This is a genomic window from Streptomyces sp. NPDC050287 (assembly GCF_044459385.1).
GTDB lineage: Bacteria > Actinomycetota > Actinomycetes > Streptomycetales > Streptomycetaceae > Streptomyces.
In genome coordinates, this window is record NZ_JBITIY010000009.1 from 247,071 (window position 1) to 264,609 (window position 17,539).

Sequence of the window (17,539 nt, forward strand, 5' to 3'; positions counted from 1 at the left end):
ATGACTTATACGACCGTTCTAGACAAGCGTTTAAGACGCCCGTACAGTCACCGTCATGACGACGAACCCGACGAGCACGACAGCCTCCCCCGGTGCCCTCGCCGGCCGCCGCGAATGGACCGCCCTCGGCGTGCTGATGCTGCCGCTGCTGCTGGTCTCGATGGACGTCTCCGTCCTCTACTTCGCCATCCCGGCGATCAGCGCCGACCTGGAGCCGAGCGGCACCCAGCAACTGTGGATCTTCGACATCTACGGTTTCGTCCTGGCGGGCCTGCTGATGACGATGGGCTCCCTGGGCGACCGCATCGGCCGCCGCAAGCTGCTGCTGATGGGCGCCGCCGCCTTCGGCACCGCCTCACTGGTGGCGGCGTACGCCACCAGCGCCGAGACCCTGATCGCGGCCCGCGCGGTGCTCGGCATCGGCGGCGCGACCCTGATGCCGTCGACGATGGCGCTGGTCCGCGCGATGTTCGCCGACCCGACGCAGCGCGCGAAGGCGGTCGGCCTGTGGTCCGGCGTGATGACGGCGGGGATCGCCCTGGGCTCGGTGATGAGCGGCGTGCTCGTCGAGCACTTCTGGTGGGGTTCGGTCTTCCTGGTCAACCTGCCCGCGATGGCTCTGCTGCTGGTCCTCGGCCCGATCCTGCTGCCCGAGTCGAAGAACCCGAACCCCGGACGCTTCGACCTGCTGAGCGTCCCGCTCTCCCTGGCAGCGGTCCTGCCCGTGATCTACGGCCTGAAGGAGATCCCGTCCGAGGGCTGGAACGTGCGGTACGTCGTGTCGGTGACCGTCGGCCTGCTCTTCGCCGCGCTGTTCGTCCACCGCCAGCGCACCACGGCCTCCCCGCTCATCTCTCCGGCGCTGTTCCGCAACCCGGGCTTCACGCCGGCGGTCGCCCTCAACCTCGTGTCCGCCTTCGGGATGATGGGGTCGGCCTACTTCACCACGCAGTACCTCCAGTCGGTTCTCGGCAAGAGCGCCCTGGAGGCCGCGCTGTGGAGCCTGCTGCCTTCCGTGCTCATCGGCGTCGCCGGGCCGCTCACGGCCCAGCTCGCGCAGCGGGGCGTGCACCGCGCCCACCTCGTCGCCGGAGGCTTCGCGGTCAGTGCGGGCGGCTACGCGCTGCTGGCCCTGGCGGACACGGACTCCCTCTGGCTGCTGCTGGCCGCGTGCGGCGTCCTGGCGTCCGGCGCCGTCGCCGTGATGTCCCAGCTGACCGACCTGGCCATGAGCACGGCCCCGGTCGAGAAGGCGGGCGCGGCCTCGTCGCTCCTGGAGACCGGCACCGAGTTCGGCGGCGCCCTCAGCATGGCCGTCCTGGGCGCGATCGGCACGGCGGTCTACCGCCACGACATGCCGGCCTCGGCCCCCGCTCCGGCCCGCGAGACGCTGGGCGGGGCGCTCGCCGTGGCCGACCGGGTGCCGGGCCTGGCGACGACGGCGCGTGAGGCGTTCACCAGTGGAATGCAGGCGGCCTCGATTGCGGGGGCGATCGTGCTGGCGGGGGCAGCGGTGCTGGCGGCGGTGACGCTGCGGCGTGTGCAGGTGCGGGGGGTGACCCAGGAGCCGGACAAGGTCCCGGCATGACAGAAGCCGGGTGAGCCGAGGATTCTCGGCTCACCCGGCTTCTTGCCGTCAAGCGTCAGACCAGGTTCACCGCGCGAGCGGACGTCGCCCCGATCTCCTCCGCGACCTCGGCCAGCGTCCCGGCCGGCACCGCGTCGTCGACGGTCAGCACGGCCAGCGCCTCACCGCCGGCGACGGAGCGCGACACCTGCATACCGGCGATGTTGATGCCCGCCTCGCCGAAGACCCGGCCGACCGTGCCGACGACGCCGGGACGGTCCTCGTACCGCAGGACGACCATGTGGTCGGCGAGCGCGAGGTCGACGTCGTAGTCGCCTACCGCGACGATCTTCTGCAGGTGCTTCGGCCCGGCCAGCGTGCCGGAGACCGAGACCTCCTCGCCGCTGCTGAGCGTGCCGCGCACCGTGATGACGTTGCGGTGCTCGGCCGACTCCGAACTGGTGGTCAGCCGCACCTCGACGCCGCGCTCCTGGGCGAACAGCGGCGCGTTGACGTACGACACCGTCTCGTCGACGACGTCCTCGAAGACACCCTTGAGGGCGGACAGCTCCAGCACCTTCACGTCGTGCTGGGTGATCTCGCCGTACACCTCGACGTCGAGGCGGACCGCGACCTCACCGGCGAGCGCGGTGAAGATACGGCCGAGGCGCTCGGCGAGCGGCAGACCCGGCTTGACGTCCTCGGCGATGACGCCGCCCTGGACGTTCACCGCGTCCGGGACCAGCTCACCGGCGAGCGCGAGGCGCACCGACTTGGCGACGGCGATACCGGCCTTCTCCTGTGCCTCGTCGGTGGAGGCACCGAGGTGCGGGGTGGCCACGACCTGGTCGAACTCGAAGAGCGGGGAGTCCGTGCAGGGCTCCTTGCTGTACACGTCGAGACCGGCGCCGGCGACGCGGCCCTCCTTCAGCGCCGAGTACAGCGCCTCCTCGTCGACGATCCCGCCGCGCGCGGCGTTGACGATGCGCACGCTCGGCTTGACCTTGCGCAGCGCCTCGTCGCCGATCAGGCCGAGGGTCTCGGGGGTCTTGGGAAGGTGGACGGTGATGAAGTCGGAGACCTCGAGCAGCTCGTCCAGCGACAGCACCTTGACGCCCATCTGCGCGGCTCGCGCGGGCTGTACGTAGGGGTCGTAGGCGACGACCTTCATGCCGAAGCCGGACATGCGCTGGGCGACGAGCGCGCCGATGCGGCCGAGGCCCACGACACCGAGGGTCTTCTCGGCGAGCTCCACGCCCGTGTACTTGCTCCGCTTCCACTCGCCGTTCTTGAGGGCGGCGTTGGCCTGCGGGATGTTGCGGGCGGTGGCGAGGATGAGACCGCAGGCCAGCTCGGCCGCGGTCACGATGTTGGAGGTGGGGGCGTTGACGACCATCACGCCGGCCTTGGTGGCCGCGGAGACGTCGACGTTGTCCAGGCCGACGCCGGCTCGTGCGACGACCTTCAGCTTGTTCGCGGCGGCCACGGCCTCCGCGTCGACCTTGGTGGCCGAACGGATCAGGATCGCGTCGACATCGGCGATGGCCGGAAGCAGTTCGGCGCGGTCGGCGCCGTTGCAGTGCCGGATCTCGAAGTCGGGGCCAAGCGCGTCCACAGTCGCGGGCGACAGCTCTTCAGCGATGAGTACGACGGGTTTCGAGCTCACGTGAGTCCTCACATGTCCAATGCGGACGGCCGTCCCGACGGCCGCATGCGGTGGAGGGGTGCTAGCCGCGTGGAAGACGCACGACGCTGTGGGCCTGACGCGTATGTAGTACGGCAGTGTAGTGGCGCGGCGGGTGGCGTCTTACGCCTTGGCGGAAGGATCACCCGGACGGGAGAGGTCCGGCCGCGGCGGGCGCCGCGGCCGGACCACGACGTCAGGCGTCCTCGTCGTTGACCCAGCTCATGAGCTTGCGCAGCTCCTTGCCGGTGGTCTCCAGCAGGGACTCGGCGTCCTGCTTCTTGTACTCGTTGTACTTCTTCAGACCGCCGTGGTACTCGTCCATCCAGGCCTGCGCGAAGCTGCCGTCCTGGATCTCGGCGAGAACCTTCTTCATCTCGGCCTTGGTGGCGTCGGTGATGATCCGCGGGCCGGTGACGTAGTCGCCCCACTCGGCGGTCTCCGAGATCGACCAGCGCATCTTCTCCAGGCCGCCCTCGTACATGAGGTCGACGATCAGCTTCAGCTCGTGCAGGCACTCGAAGTAGGCGATCTCCGGCTGGTAGCCGGCCTCGGTCAGCGTCTCGAAGCCCGCCTTGACCAGCGCGGCCGTACCACCGCAGAGGACGGCCTGCTCACCGAACAGGTCGGTCTCGGTCTCCTCGGTGAACGTCGTCTTGATGACGCCGGCCCGGGTGCCGCCGATGCCCTTCGCGTACGACAGCGCCAGCTCGAAGCCGTTGCCGGTGGCGTCCTGCTCGACCGCCGCGATACACGGAACGCCGCGGCCCTCCTCGTACTGACGGCGCACCAGGTGGCCCGGACCCTTCGGGGCGACCATGCAGACGTCCACGCCGGCCGGGGGCTTGATGAAGCCGTAGCGGATGTTCAGGCCGTGACCGAAGAACAGCGCGTCACCGTCGTTCAGGTTCGGGGCGATGTGCTCCTCGTAGACCTGGGCCTGGATCGGGTCCGGGACGAGGATCATGATGACGTCGGCCTCGGCGGCGGCCTCCGCCGGGCTCACCACGCGCAGGCCCTGCTCCTCGGCCTTCGCCTTGGACTTGGAGCCCTCGTGCAGACCCACACGCACGTCGACACCCGAGTCACGGAGCGACAGCGCGTGGGCGTGGCCCTGGCTGCCGTAACCGATGACCGCGACCTTGCGGCCCTGGATGATGGACAGGTCGGCGTCGGCGTCGTAGAACAGCTCGGCCACTTTGGGTTCTCTCCTTGGTGTGCAGGTGTTGCGTCCCACCGTATGACGGAGGGCGGAAGGGAAGTTTCGGGGTCTCGGTATACGGGCGGTACACGGGCGGCCGGTGTCCTCCGGCCGCCCGAGTCCATCGTTATGCCGACCGGTCCAGGGCGCGCAGCGACCGGTCCGTGATCGAACGGGCACCGCGTCCGATCGCGATCGTGCCGGACTGCACCAGTTCCTTGATGCCGTACGGCTCGAGCATCTTCAGCATCGCCTCCAGCTTGTCGCTGGAGCCGGTGGCCTCGACGGTGACGGCCTCCGGGGAGACGTCGACCGTCTTGGCGCGGAACAACTGGACGATCTCGACGATCTGGGAACGCGTCTCGTTGTCGGCGCGCACCTTCACCAGAACGAGTTCGCGCTGAACGGCCGATCCGGCCTCCAGCTCGACGATCTTGAGCACGTTGACCAGCTTGTTGAGCTGCTTCGTCACCTGCTCCAGCGGCAGATCGTCGACACTCACCACGATGGTGATGCGGGAGATGTCGGGGTGCTCGGTGACACCGACGGCGAGCGAGTCGATGTTGAAGCCGCGGCGGGAGAACAGGGCGGTGATCCGGGCGAGGACACCGGGCTTGTTCTCGACCAGGACGGAGAGCGTGTGCTTGGACATTTCTCTGGGGTCTCTCTCGCTCAGTCGTCTTCGTTGTCGCCGAAGTCGGGGCGGACGTCCCGGGCGGCCATGATCTCGTCGTTGGAGGTGCCGGCGGCGACCATCGGCCACACCATCGCGTCCTCGTGGACGATGAAGTCGACGACGACGGGACGGTCGTTGATCGAGTTCGCCTCCTCGATGACCTTGTCGAGGTCGTCCACGGACTCGCAGCGGATCGCGTAACAGCCCATGGCCTCCGACAGCTTCACGAAGTCGGGGACGCGGGTGCCGGCGCTCGGCTGCTTGCCGTCCGCCTCCGGACCGGAGTGCAGCACGGTGTTGGAGTAGCGCTGGTTGTAGAAGAGGGTCTGCCACTGGCGGACCATCCCGAGGGCGCCGTTGTTGATGATGGCGACCTTGATCGGGATGTTGTTCAGGGCGCAGGTGGTGAGCTCCTGATTCGTCATCTGGAAGCAGCCGTCGCCGTCGATCGCCCAGACCGTCCGGTCCGGGACACCGGCCTTGGCGCCCATCGCGGCCGGGACGGCGTACCCCATGGTTCCGGCGCCGCCGGAGTTCAGCCAGGTCGCCGGCTTGTCGTACTGGATGTAGTGGGCGGCCCACATCTGGTGCTGGCCGACGCCCGCGGTGAAGATCGTGCCATCGGGCGCGAGTTGGCCGATGCGCTCGATGACCTGCTGTGGGGAGAGCGAGCCGTCGGCCGGCTGGTCGTAGCCGAGCGGGTAGGTCTCACGCCAGCGGTTGAGGTCCTTCCACCAGGCGGTGTAGTCACCGTGGCCACCCTCGCTGTGCTCCTTCTGCACGGCCTGGATCAGGTCGGCGATGACCTCGCGGGCGTCCCCGACGATCGGCACGTCGGCAGCGCGGTTCTTGCCGATCTCCGCCGGGTCGATGTCCGCGTGCACGATCTTGGCGAACGGCGCGAAGCTGTCCAGCTTGCCGGTGACCCGGTCGTCGAAACGGGCGCCGAGGGCGACGATCAGGTCGGCCTTCTGGAGTCCCGTGACGGCGGCCACGGAACCGTGCATACCGGGCATGCCCAGGTGCTGCGGGTGGCCGTCGGGGAACGCGCCGAGCGCCATCAGGGTGGTGGTGACGGGCGCGCCGGTCAGCTCGGCCAGCACCTTCAGTTCGGCGGTCGCGCCGGCCTTGAGGACACCGCCGCCGACGTACAGGACGGGCCGCTTGGCGGCGGTGATCAGCTTCGCGGCCTCACGGATCTGCTTGGCGTGCGGCTTGGTGACGGGCCGGTAGCCGGGCAGGTCCATGGCCGGCGGCCAGGTGAAGGTGGTCTTCGCCTGGAGGATGTCCTTGGGGATGTCGACCAGGACCGGTCCCGGGCGGCCGGTGGAGGCGATGTGGAACGCCTGCGCGATGGCGCGCGGGATGTCCTCGGCCTTGGTGACGAGGAAGCTGTGCTTGGTGATCGGCATGGTGATGCCGACGATGTCCGCCTCCTGGAAGGCGTCCGTGCCGATCGCCTTGGAGGCCACCTGCCCGGTGATCGCCACGAGCGGCACCGAGTCCATGTGGGCGTCCGCGATCGGTGTCACCAGGTTGGTCGCGCCGGGGCCGGACGTCGCCATGCAGACGCCGACCTTGCCGGTGGCCTGCGCGTAACCGGTGGCCGCGTGGCCGGCTCCCTGCTCGTGCCGGACCAGGACGTGGCGCACCTTGGTGGAGTCCATCAGCGGGTCGTAGGCCGGAAGGATCGTACCGCCGGGAATGCCGAATACCGTTTCGGCCCCGACCTCCTCGAGAGAGCGGATGAGGGACTGCGCACCCGTGACGTGCTCGGGGGCGGACTGTCCTCCGGATCGGGGCCGCGGCTGCGGGTGATGGGCCCCGGTGGCCTGCTCGGTCATCGGCATTCTCTTCTCGATGCTGAGGGTTTGTGCTGGGGTTGTGCTTCGGTTTCGTGCTGGGGGTTACGCGAAGTTTGTACGGTGTTCGGCTACCGCACGAACAGTTCCTGTGCAACAAAAAACCCCTCGTGCCATAAGGCAAGCGAGGGGAGCGCGCCGGGTGGGGTCGCTGGGAGTTCCGGGTCCGTCCGGACGTCACCAGCTTCAGCCGACGCGCTTTCCAAGTACGAGAATTCGGGTGCGCATGGCACTGACCCTCCCCCCGGCACGCACTCACTGTCAAGTGGGTGGGACGGGAGTCTCATTATGTGAGCGCAGCGCCGTACCGCCACCGAGCACCGCGGCCACACCTCCGGTGTACACCCCTCCGCCACCTCCCGCGAACGCGGGTTCGACCGGCCCGTGCGGCACCGGATAGCGGCCGCTGCCCAGCGCCCGGCGCAGCCGGTACTCGTCCAGCGGGCCCGAGAAGGCCATGCCCTGTCCGTGCGTGCAGCCCATGGCCCGCAGCGCCACGACCTGCTCCGGCAGGTCCACGCCGTCCGCCACGGACTGCAGCCCGAGATCGCCCGCGATCCGCAGCAGCCCACTGGTGATCTTGTGCAGCCGCGCGGACTCGACGACACCCTCGACCAGACCGCGGTCGAGTTTCAGTACGTCGACGGGGAGCCGCCGCAGGGCCGTGATGGCCGCGTAGCCACTCCCGAAGCCGTCCAGGGCGATCCGCACGCCCAGTCTGCGCAGGGCGCTCAGCCGGCGCTCCAGCTCGTCCAGGGAGACCCGGGGGTCGATGTCCGACAGCTCGATCACCAGGGAGCCCGAGGGCAGCCCGTGCCGGGTCAGCAGGGCCTCTATCGAGCCGAGCGGCATCGAGCGGTCCAGCAGCCGGCGGGCGCCCAGCCGGACCGCCACCGGCACGTTCAGTCCGGTCGTGGCCCGCTCGGCCGCCTGCTCGACGGCTTCCTCCAGCATCCAGCGGCCCAGCTCGGCGGTCTTGTCGCTGTCCTCGGCCACCCGCAGGAACTCGGCGGGCGTGAACAGCACCCCCTGTGAGGAGCGCCAGCGCGCCTGCGCGGACACCGACGCGATCCGGCCGTCCTGCAGACTCACGACCGGCTGGTGCAGCAGCGTGAACTCGCCGTCGTGCAGTGCGGCCCGCAGCCGCGTGGCCAGCTCCGCCTTCCGTACGACGTCCTGCTGCATCTGTGGGGCGTACAGCTCGACCCGGCCCTTGCCGGCCGCCTTGGCGCGGTACATGGCGAGGTCGGCGTTGCGCAGCAGCTCGCCCGCACCGAGGCCCGGTTCGGCGAAGGCCACGCCGATCGAGGCGTTGACCCGGACATCGTTTCCGTCGATGAGATAGGGCTGCGAGAGGGTGGTCCTGAGGCGGTCGGCGAGCTCCAGTATGTGGCGTTCGCGGGCGGTCCGGTCCTGGGATCCGTCGCCGACGATCAGGGCCGCGAACTCGTCGCCGCCGAGCCGGGAGGCGGTGTCGCCCTGGCGGACGGCGTCCTGGAGTCTGCGGGCGGCCTGGACGAGCAGCTCGTCCCCGGCCTGGTGTCCGATCGTGTCGTTGACGGCCTTGAAGCCGTCGAGGTCGATGAAGAGGACGGCCGTGCCGCGCAGGGCGGCGCCCCGGTCGGAGGAGCGGCGGCCGGACAGGGCCTGCTGGACGCGCCGGGTGAACAGGGCGCGATTGGGCAGGTCGGTCAGCGGGTCGTGCTCGGCGTTGTGCTGGAGCTGCGCCTGCAGGCGCACCCTCTCGGTGACGTCCCGGCTGTTGAAGATGAGGCCGCCTTGGTGGCGGTTGACGGTGGACTCGACGTTGAGCCAGCCGCCGGCGCCGGAACGGAAGCGGCACTCGATGCGGGTGGTGGGTTCCTCGAGAGGGCTGGCGGCGAGGAAGCGGCGCACCTCGTGCACCACGCAGCCCAGGTCCTCCGGGTGGATGAGTCCGGCCAGTTCCGTGCCGACGAGTTCCTCCGCGGAGCGGCCGTACACCCCGGCGGCGGCCGGGGAGACGTAGCGGAGGACGCCGTTCGGCGCGGCGATCATGATGACGTCGCTGGAGCCCTGCACCAGGGAGCGGAAGTGGTTCTCCTTCTGCGCCAGTTCCTGGGTCAGGGTGATGTTGTCGAGCAGCATGATGCCCTGGCGCATCACCAGGGCGAGCACCACCGTGCCGCCGGTGATGAGCACGACGTGGTCGACGCTGCGGCCGTTGAGGACGTTGTAGAGGATCCCCAGGGTGCAGACGGCGGCGGCCAGATAGGGCGTGAGCGCGGCCAGGGAGCCGGCGATGGGCCGGGTCGCCGGGTACCGGCTGTGATCACCTCCCGGCGCGGGCGGGTGGTGGGGACCGGTGCGCTGTCCCGGCAGGTGCTCGCGCACCACGCGGGCGGGCCCCGGCCGATGCGGCCGACCGGCGTCGCCCGTGGAACGCGGGGCGGCCCAGGGGGCGTACGCGAGCAGCAGTGACCCGGCGAACCAGCCCGCGTCGAGCAACTGGCCCGAGCGGTAGGCGTCGTGGAGCAGCGGTGAGGTGAACAGGCCGTCGCACATCACGGTCAGGGCGAGTGCGCCGATGGCGGTGTTGACCGCTGTACGGTTCACCGACGAGCGCCTGAAGTGCAGCGCGAGCACCATGCTGAGCAGGACGATGTCCAGCAGCGGGTACGCGAGGGACAGCGCGGCGTGCGCCACGCTCGGGCCCTCGGATTTCGCCGCCTGCGCCAGGGCGAGGCTCCAGGACAACGTGAGCAGGGAGCCGCCGATCAGCCAGGCGTCCAGGCCGAGACAGACCCAACCCGCCTTGGTCACCGGGCGCTTGGCGAGCACCAGCAGGCCCACGATCGCGGGCGGCGCGAAGCACAGGAAGAACAGGTCGGCGTAGCTGGGGCTGGGGACGGCGGTGTCGAGGACGACCTCGTACCACCCCCAGACCAGGTTGCCCAAGGCCGCCATCGTCGAGGACAGGGCGAACAGCAGCCAGGCGGGTCGAAAGCGGATCCGGCGGTTGCGGGCGTAGAGGAAGCAGGAGACGGCCCCGGCGCCCGCCGCTGCGCTCAGCCCGAAATCGCCCATGATCAACGCGACTTCGTCCGAGCCCCAGCCGACCGCGGAACCGACGGCGTATCCCGCGCACACCAGGGCCAGAACGAGTTGGCGGACCATGGTGGATCCGCTGTCGGCGGCCGGAGGGCGGGTCGGTGCCGGCCCCGGCGCGGGCTGGACCCGCACCACCGCGTCGAGAGTGGTCGTGGAAGGCGGGGGCGAACTCACCGGGCCCTCCCGGTCCGGGCCGAACCGAGGTCCCTCGGGCCCCGGTGCGGCGGCTGCACATGCCCTTTGCGGCTGCTGTGCCTGCGGTGATGGCGGCTGTGGTGGTGATGGCTGTGGTGTCCGGCATGACCGCTGTGGTGACCGCGGCTGCGCGCGGCCGTGTGCCAGGGTCGCCGGCGGCGGCTCCGCCGCGTCGGATCGTTCGTCCATAGGCCGTGCATCGCCCGTCGCCCCCCTCACAGTCTGAAATCCATCCCCGGCGCCGAACGGTGCACGGCGCAGCCCCTGTCGGGACGATACACCAGTCTCGTCACTCAGGGACATAGTTCCTCTACGCTCCGTGACGACCAGCGGCGACACGAGCACGGACCGCGTCCGGGAGGTTGCGGAGGGTGCCGGAAGCGGATCGTGCCCCTGTTGCGCCCGTCGCGCGGATCGCGCGCGTACGGCTCAACCCGCGGGGGTCAGACGCCGGTTGTGCCTGTCGTAAGGATCACGTTGCGCAGCGGCTCCCGGTTCACGAAACGGTTCAACTGGTCCACCAGGAGCCGCTTGGCGCGCGGCAGAAACGCGGACGTGGGGCCGCCGACATGCGGGCTGATGAGCACGCCGGGCGCCTGCCACAGGGGGTGGCCCGGGGGCAGCGGCTCGGGGTCGGTGACGTCGAGGGCGGCGGTCAGGCGGCCGCTCTCCAGCTCCGCGAGCAGCGCCTTGGTGTCGACGATCGGGCCGCGGGCCACGTTGACCAGCAGCGCGCCGTCCTTCATGCGGGCGAGGAAATCGGCGTTCACCACGTGGCGGGTGGTCTCGGTGAGCGGTGTGACCAGGACGACGACGTCCGCGTCCGGCAGCAGGGTGTGCAGGTCGGTGAGTGGGTGCACCGGTCCGCGCGCCGTGGTGCGCTTGGAGCGCGCGACGCGCGCCACCCGCGCTACTTCGAACGGAACGAGCCGGTCCTCGATCGCGGATCCGATCGAGCCGTACCCCACGATGAGCACGTTCCGGTCGGCCAGCGCCGGCCGGAACCCGCCGCGCCACTCCCCCCGGTCCTGAGCGCGGACGAAGTCCGGTACGCCCCGCAGCGAGGCGAGGATCAGCGTGAGCGCCAGTTCGGCCGTGCTCGCCTCGTGCACCCCGCGCGCATTGCACAGCCGCACACCGGGGCGCAGGTACTTCAGGCCCGTCTCCACGGCGTCGGTGCCCGCGGTCAGCGTCTGCACGACCTGCACGGAGCTCAGCATCGGCAGCGGCCGCAGCACGACGTCGACGGGCTTCATGTAGGGGACGACGTAGCAGGCACAGTCGGCGGGATCGGCGGGAAACTCCTCCCCGCCGTTCCAGAAGCGGTAGTTGAGTCCCTCGGGGAGCCCGTCGATCTCCTCCGGCGGTACGGGGAGCCACACATCAGCAGCAGTCATGGTCAGGAGGCTATGTCAGGGACGCGGCAGCGCAGAGGTTAGGTTGGGGGACCTGGACAGGGAGGGTAACGAGCAGGTGGAGCGCAGGACGATCGGCGCGGCGGCGCTCGCGGTGGGAGCCGTCGGACTCGGATGCATGCCGATGAGCTGGGCGTACAGCGGTTCGCGGCAGCGCGGCGAGGAGTCGCTCAGGGCCGTGCACCGGGCGCTGGACCTGGGCTCCACGCTCCTGGACACGGCCGACATGTACGGCCCGTTCACCAACGAGCTGCTGATCGGACGGGCGCTGAAGGAACGGCGCCGGGACGCCTTCGTCTCGACCAAGGTCGGCCTGCTGGTGGGCGAGCAGCACATCGTGGCCAACGGACGCCCCGGCTATGTGAAAAGGGCCTGCGACGCTTCCCTGCGGCGGCTGCAGACCGACGTCATCGACCTGTACCAGCTGCACCGGGCGGACCCGGAGGTTCCGGTCGAGGAGACCTGGGGTGCGATGGCGGAGCTCGTCCAGGCCGGAAAGGTACGGTCCCTGGGGCTGTGCGCGGTGGGGGCGCGGGGCGGCCGCCGGTCCGGGAGCGGGCTGCACGACGCGACGATCCGGCAGCTGCGCCGGGTGCAGCAGGTCTTCCCGGTGAGCGCGGTGGAGGCGGAGCTGTCGGTGTGGTCTCCGGAGGCCACTCAGGCACTGCTGCCCTGGTGCGAGAGCCGCGGCATCGGTTTCCTCGCCGCGATGCCCCTCGGCAACGGCTTCCTGACCGGCACCCTCACCCCCGGCGAGGGTTTCGAACCGGACGACGTCCGCGCCCGCCACCCCCGCTTCACCGCGGAGATGATGGCCGCGAACCAGCCGATCGTGGCCGGCCTGCGCCGGATCGCCGGGCGCCACGGCGAGGACGTCACACCGGCCCAGGTGGCCCTGGCGTGGATCCTGGCCCAGGGGCGTCATGTGGTCCCGGTACCCGGCACGAAACGGGAGCGCTGGGTGACGGAGAACGCCGGGTCGGCGGCCCTGCGACTGACCACGCGGGACCTGGCGGAGGTGGCGGGACTGCCGAGGGCGCGGGGATCCTGGGAATGACGGGCGGCGCGGGCGCGCATCGGGTCGCGGTGATCGGGAACCTGCGAGTGACGGGCGGCGCGGGCGCACATCGGGTCGCGGTGATCGGGAACCTGCGAGGCGCGAGCGGTGTATGAACAGGAGAACCTGCCGCGAGACCCCCGTCGAAGGGACCAAGATCGTGCAACGTCGAGCTGTGTCGGCCGTGTTGGCCGCGGCCGCGCTCCTGCTGACGTCCGGCTGCTCCTCCGACGGCGGAGGGGGATCGTCGGACGGCGGTGGCACCACCTCACCGAGTCGTACGGCGGCGGGAGGTTCCTCGCCCTCCGGCCAGGCCGCCGAGCCCACTCCCCCCGCCAAGGGCTCGGCGAAGGTCGCGCGCACCGTCGCCGAGGGCCTGAACACCCCGTGGGGCGTGGCCCCGCTGCCGGACGGCGATCTGCTGGTCTCCTCCCGTGACAAGGGCACGATCACCCGGGTCGACACGCAGTCGGGCAGGAAGACCGAGCTGGGCGAGGTGACCGGCGTCTCCCCGGCGGGCGAGGGCGGCCTGCTGGGCATCGCGCTCTCCCCGGACTACGCCGCGGACCACATGGTCTACGCGTACTTCACCTCGGCCTCGGACAACCGCGTCGTCCGGATGCTGTACGACGAGAAGAAGCCGTCCGGCGAGCAGCTGGGCGCGCCCGACACGATCTTCAAGGGCATCCCCAAGGGCGTGATCCACAACGGCGGCCGGATCGCCTTCGGCCCGGACCGGATGCTGTACGCGGGCACGGGCGAGAGTGGTGACACCGGTCTGTCCCAGGACACCAAGTCCCTGGGCGGCAAGATCCTCCGGCTGACCCCGGAGGGCGATCCGGCGCCGGGCAACCCGTTCCCGGACTCCCCGGTGTATTCGTTCGGCCACCGCAATGTGCAGGGTCTGGCCTGGGACTCCAAACAGCGCCTGTTCGCCTCGGAGTTCGGCCAGGACACCTGGGACGAGCTGAACGCGATCAAGCCGGGCGGCAACTACGGCTGGCCGGACGCCGAGGGCAGGTCCGACAACTCCGCCTACCGCAACCCGATTGCCCAGTGGCGCACGGACGACGCCTCCCCCAGCGGTATCGCCTACGCCAAGGGCTCCGTCTGGATGGCGGGGCTCAAGGGCCAGCGCCTGTGGCGCATCCCCCTCAAGGGCACTGCGGCCTCGGCCGACCCGCAGGCCTCTCTCCGGGGCGAGTACGGCCGGCTGCGCACAGTGCTCGCGGCGGGCGGCGACAAGCTGTGGCTGGTGACCAGCAACACGGACGGCCGGGGCAACCCGAAGACCGGGGACGACCGGATCCTGGAGATACAGGTGAGCTAGGGGCCTCGTCGCCCAGGGGCGGCGTGCCGGCCAGGGGGCTCGCTCCCGCGCACCTGCTCCCGGGCACTCACTCCGCCGGGGAGTCCCCCGCGGGGTCCGCCGGGGAGTCCTCCTCGTCCGGCGTCTGCGGCCGTACGACGACGACCTTGCCGGACGCGAGGTCTATCGGGCCGCGTCCGGGATCGCCGTCGCCGACGTCCTCGCGGGTCAGCTCCAGCCGGTTCTGTTCGTCGCGGGTGTGCTTGCGGCCGGGTGCGAACAGCTCCTCGAACATATTGAACACGGCGCCTCCCTGCCGGTCTCTTGCAGCGTACGCCTCAACCCGGCGTCGGCACCTGGGAAGCGTCGGCGGCGAACAGTTCCAGCCGATGGGCCACCGCGGCCGCCTCGCCCCGGCCGGAGACACCGAGCTTGGCCAGGATGTTCGAGACGTGGACGCTGGCCGTCTTCGGGGAGATGAACAGTTCCTCGGCTATCTGGCGGTTGGTGCGGCCGGCGGAGACCAGGCGCAGGACATCGCGTTCCCGGCCGGTGAGGCCGAGGGCACGGGCCGGGTCGTCCGCAGTGCCGGTTCCGGTCGGGGTGCCGGTTCCGGTTCCGCCCGGGCCCGCCCCGCCGCCGGTCCCCGTCCGGCCGCCGTTCAGGGCGAGGGTGCCGGTCAGGGTGAGGCGGGCGCGCTGGGCGAGGCGGGCGGTGGAGTCGGCGAGGGGACGGGCGCCGAGGTGTCCGGCGACGGTGTGGGCGAGGCGGAGCAGTTCCGCGGCCCGGGCCCGCTCGGGCTCTCCGCCGCCCGCGAGCAGGGCCTCGGCCAGTCGGTGGCGGACGCGGGCGAGGTCGTAGGGGTGCTCCAGGGTTTCGAAGGCGGTGACCACCTCCGACCACAGCTCGGGGGTGTCCTCCCCCTTCGTGCGGCGGACCTCGGCGCGTACCCACTTCTCGACGGCGAGCCATACGGGCGCGCCCGTGGTGATCTTCTTGGCGGCGCCGAGGACGCGGTCGAGGGCGGCGGCCCGGCCCGGTTCGGCGGCGGGCAGGTCGCGGGCGTCGGTCTCGGCCGTGGCGGCGGCCAGCAGCACCGCCCAGCCGTAACGCTGGGTGCCGGGCGGGAAGCCTGCCTCCAGGACCCGTTCCAGTTCGGCGCGGGCGTCGGGCAGGCGGCCCTGCCCCGCGGCCACCCCGATCTCGATCCGGGCGAGGGGCAGGGCCTGCTGCGGCGTGGGGTCGTGGGTGCCGTAGTAGGCGCGGGCGGTGGTCAGATGGGCGGCCGCACCGGCCAGATCGCCCTGGACGAGGGCGAGGTTGGCCAGGCGCAGCGCGCCGTAGCCCTGGGGCTTGGCGCTGTGACCGACCCGCATCGCGTTCTGGGCGGCCTCGGCGGCGTCGTCCCAGCGGCCGAGCGAGTACAGCGAGTCGGACAGGTTGCCCCACACCCACGCCTCGGAGTCCAACAGGCCGCACTTGCGGGCGTGGGCGATGCCCGCTTCCAGGATCGGCACCGCCTCCCGGGAGCGGCCGACGGCCTCCAGTTCCGAGGGCAGATTGACGTGGGCGCGACTGGCCACGTAGGTCATGCCCTCCTCGACGGCCCGCTCCTTGACCTCGTGCAGTTCGGCCAGCCCGGCCTCGACGTCGCCGGCGTCGACCATCAGGCAGCCGAGGGTCAGGCGCGCGTTCAGCTCGATCTCGCGGGCGCCGACCATGCGCGCGTACTCGACGGCCCGCTCGGCCGCCGAGAAGGCCTCGGGGCCGGGTTCGTGCAGCATCGCCCAGTTGGCCACGGTGGACAGCACCTCGGCGTGCACCTCGGACGGCGGCAGTCCGCGGACCAGGTCCTGGGCGGTGGCCAGCTCCTGCCAGCCGTCGCCCCGGGCCTGGGCCTGGACCAGGCGGGAGCGCTGGACCCAGAACCAGGCGGCGCGCAGCGGGTCACCCTCGTCCTCCAGCAGCCGCAGCGCCCGTTTGATGATCTTCAGGGCGCGTTCGCGTTCCCCGCACAGCCGGCCGGCGACGGCGGCCTCGGCCATCAGGTCGAGGTAGCGCAGCGGGGTGGTGGCGGGGTCACAGCCGCCGCAGGGCGGGTAGACCTCGATGCAGTCGACGGGGCGCAGTCGGGCGCGCACGTCCTCCGGGGCGGTGTCCCACAGCTCCATCGCGCGTTCCAGCAGCCGCAGTTGCTCGGAGAGGGCGTGCCGGCGGCGGGCGGTGACGGAGGCGTCCAGGACCGCGGGCAGGGCCTTGGCGGGGTCGTGGGCGTGGTACCAGTAGCTGGCCAGGCGCATCACGCGTTCGCCGGCGGGGACCAGCGTGGGGTCGGCCTCCAGGGCTTCGGCGAAGTGACGGTTGAGGCGGGAGCGTTCGCCGGGCAGCAGGTCGTCGCTGACGGCCTCGCGGACCAGCGAGTGACGGAAGCGATAGCCGTCGCCGGCGGGCGCGGCGAGCAGGATGTTGGCGCCGACTGCCGCGCGCAGGGCCTCGATGAGGTCGTCCTCGGCGAGCCCGGCGACGGCGGCGAGCAGCCGGTACTCGACGGTCGAGCCGCCCTCGGCCACGATCCGGGCGACCCGCTGGGCGCTCTCCGGGAGCCCCTCGACGCGGACCAGCAGCAGGTCGCGGAGGGAGTCGGTGAGGCCGGTGCGGCAGCCCTCGTGGGCGGCGACGGCGAGTTCCTCGACGAAGAAGGCGTTGCCGTCGGAGCGTTCGAAGATGTCGTCGACCTGGGCCGGGTCGGGTTCGGCGGCGAGGATGCCGGCGATCTGCCGGCCGACCTCGGCGCGGCTGAAGCGGCCGAGTTCGATGCGGCGGATGGTGCGCAGCCGGTCGAGTTCGGCGAGCAGGGGGCGCAGCGGGTGGCGGCGGTGGATGTCGTCGGCGCGGTAGGTGGCGAGGACGACCAGACGGCCGGTGCGCAGGGTTCGGAACAGGTAGGAGAGGAGGTGACGGGTGGAGGCGTCGGCCCAGTGCAGGTCCTCCAGGACGAGGACGACCGTACGGTCCGCGGCGACGCGTTCCAGCAGCCGGGCGGTGAGTTCGAAGAGGCGGGCCATGCCTTCCTCTTCGTGCCGGCCGAGGGACGCCTCGCCGAGTTCGGGCAGCAGCCGGGCCAGTTCCTCCTCCTGACCGGCGGCCGCGGCGGCGAGTTCCCCGGGAAGTTCGCGGCGCAGGGCGCGCAGGGCGGTGGAGAAGGGGGCGAACGGCAGTCCGTCGGCGCCGATCTCGACGCAGCCGCCCAGTGCGACGACGGCTCCGCCGCGGCAGGCGGCGGTGGCGAACTCCTCGACCAGGCGGGTCTTGCCGACCCCGGCCTCGCCGCCGAGCAGCAACGCCTGCGGCTCACCCGCGGCGGCACGGGCGAGCGCGTCGTTCAACATCTCCAACTCGTCGCCGCGGCCGACGAACACGGGACTGACGGACCTGGTCTCCACGCGCCCGAGCATCGCACGCGGGTCCGACACCACGGCACCG

At 71.2% G+C, this 17,539-nt stretch carries 11 protein-coding genes; 3 read left to right on the forward strand and 8 right to left on the reverse strand.

All coding sequences use genetic code 11. The features are described 5' to 3' along the window. The first annotated feature begins 55 nt into the window (after window positions 1–55). A complete protein-coding gene (locus ACIBK3_RS30875; RefSeq protein WP_399370693.1) occupies window positions 56–1,588 on the forward strand; it encodes an MFS transporter in 1,533 nt (510 codons plus the stop codon). Window positions 1,589–1,643: 55 nt separating this feature from the next. Here ACIBK3_RS30875 and serA read toward each other — a convergent pair whose 3' ends face one another. The 6 genes from serA to ACIBK3_RS30905 all read right to left on the reverse strand — a co-directional run bounded on the left by serA (window position 1,644) and on the right by ACIBK3_RS30905 (window position 11,672). Further along, window positions 1,644–3,233: a phosphoglycerate dehydrogenase gene (serA, locus tag ACIBK3_RS30880; RefSeq protein WP_399370694.1), complete on the reverse strand. Its 1,590-nt coding sequence runs from the start codon at window positions 3,231–3,233 to the stop codon at window positions 1,644–1,646. 214 nt (window positions 3,234–3,447) lie between these two features. Then, the gene (gene ilvC / locus ACIBK3_RS30885) at window positions 3,448–4,449 is read right to left on the reverse strand and encodes a ketol-acid reductoisomerase (protein WP_399370695.1); all 1,002 of its coding nucleotides are present in this window, start codon (window positions 4,447–4,449) and stop codon (window positions 3,448–3,450) included. A 130-nt stretch (window positions 4,450–4,579) separates the two neighbouring features. Continuing rightward, a complete protein-coding gene (gene ilvN, locus ACIBK3_RS30890) occupies window positions 4,580–5,104 on the reverse strand; it encodes an acetolactate synthase small subunit (RefSeq protein ID WP_399370696.1) in 525 nt (174 codons plus the stop codon). Window positions 5,105–5,124: 20 nt separating this feature from the next. Beyond that, entirely contained in the window at window positions 5,125–6,972 is a 1,848-nt protein-coding gene (locus tag ACIBK3_RS30895; protein WP_399370697.1) for an acetolactate synthase large subunit, read from the reverse strand. 279 nt (window positions 6,973–7,251) lie between these two features. After that, entirely contained in the window at window positions 7,252–10,254 is a 3,003-nt protein-coding gene (locus ACIBK3_RS30900; RefSeq protein ID WP_399370698.1) for a putative bifunctional diguanylate cyclase/phosphodiesterase, read from the reverse strand. 464 nt (window positions 10,255–10,718) lie between these two features. After that, entirely contained in the window at window positions 10,719–11,672 is a 954-nt protein-coding gene (locus ACIBK3_RS30905; protein WP_399370699.1) for a 2-hydroxyacid dehydrogenase, read from the reverse strand. 76 nt (window positions 11,673–11,748) lie between these two features. Between ACIBK3_RS30905 and ACIBK3_RS30910 the strand changes: the two genes are divergently transcribed. Both ACIBK3_RS30910 and ACIBK3_RS30915 read left to right on the forward strand, forming a co-directional pair. Next, window positions 11,749–12,747 carry an aldo/keto reductase gene (locus ACIBK3_RS30910; protein ID WP_399370700.1) on the forward strand — a complete coding sequence of 333 codons (999 nt, stop codon included), beginning with the start codon at window positions 11,749–11,751 and terminating at the stop codon, window positions 12,745–12,747. Between the two features lie 112 nt (window positions 12,748–12,859). Continuing rightward, window positions 12,860–14,077 carry a PQQ-dependent sugar dehydrogenase gene (locus ACIBK3_RS30915; RefSeq protein WP_399370701.1) on the forward strand — a complete coding sequence of 406 codons (1,218 nt, stop codon included), beginning with the start codon at window positions 12,860–12,862 and terminating at the stop codon, window positions 14,075–14,077. A 67-nt stretch (window positions 14,078–14,144) separates the two neighbouring features. Here the strand turns inward: ACIBK3_RS30915 and ACIBK3_RS30920 are convergent, their stop codons facing one another. Next, window positions 14,145–14,360 (reverse strand): DUF6191 domain-containing protein, encoded by a 216-nt coding sequence (locus tag ACIBK3_RS30920; RefSeq protein ID WP_399370702.1) that lies wholly within the window; start codon window positions 14,358–14,360, stop codon window positions 14,145–14,147. A 34-nt stretch (window positions 14,361–14,394) separates the two neighbouring features. Further along, a complete protein-coding gene (locus tag ACIBK3_RS30925; protein WP_399370775.1) occupies window positions 14,395–17,511 on the reverse strand; it encodes an AAA family ATPase in 3,117 nt (1,038 codons plus the stop codon). Window positions 17,512–17,539 lie beyond the last annotated feature (28 nt).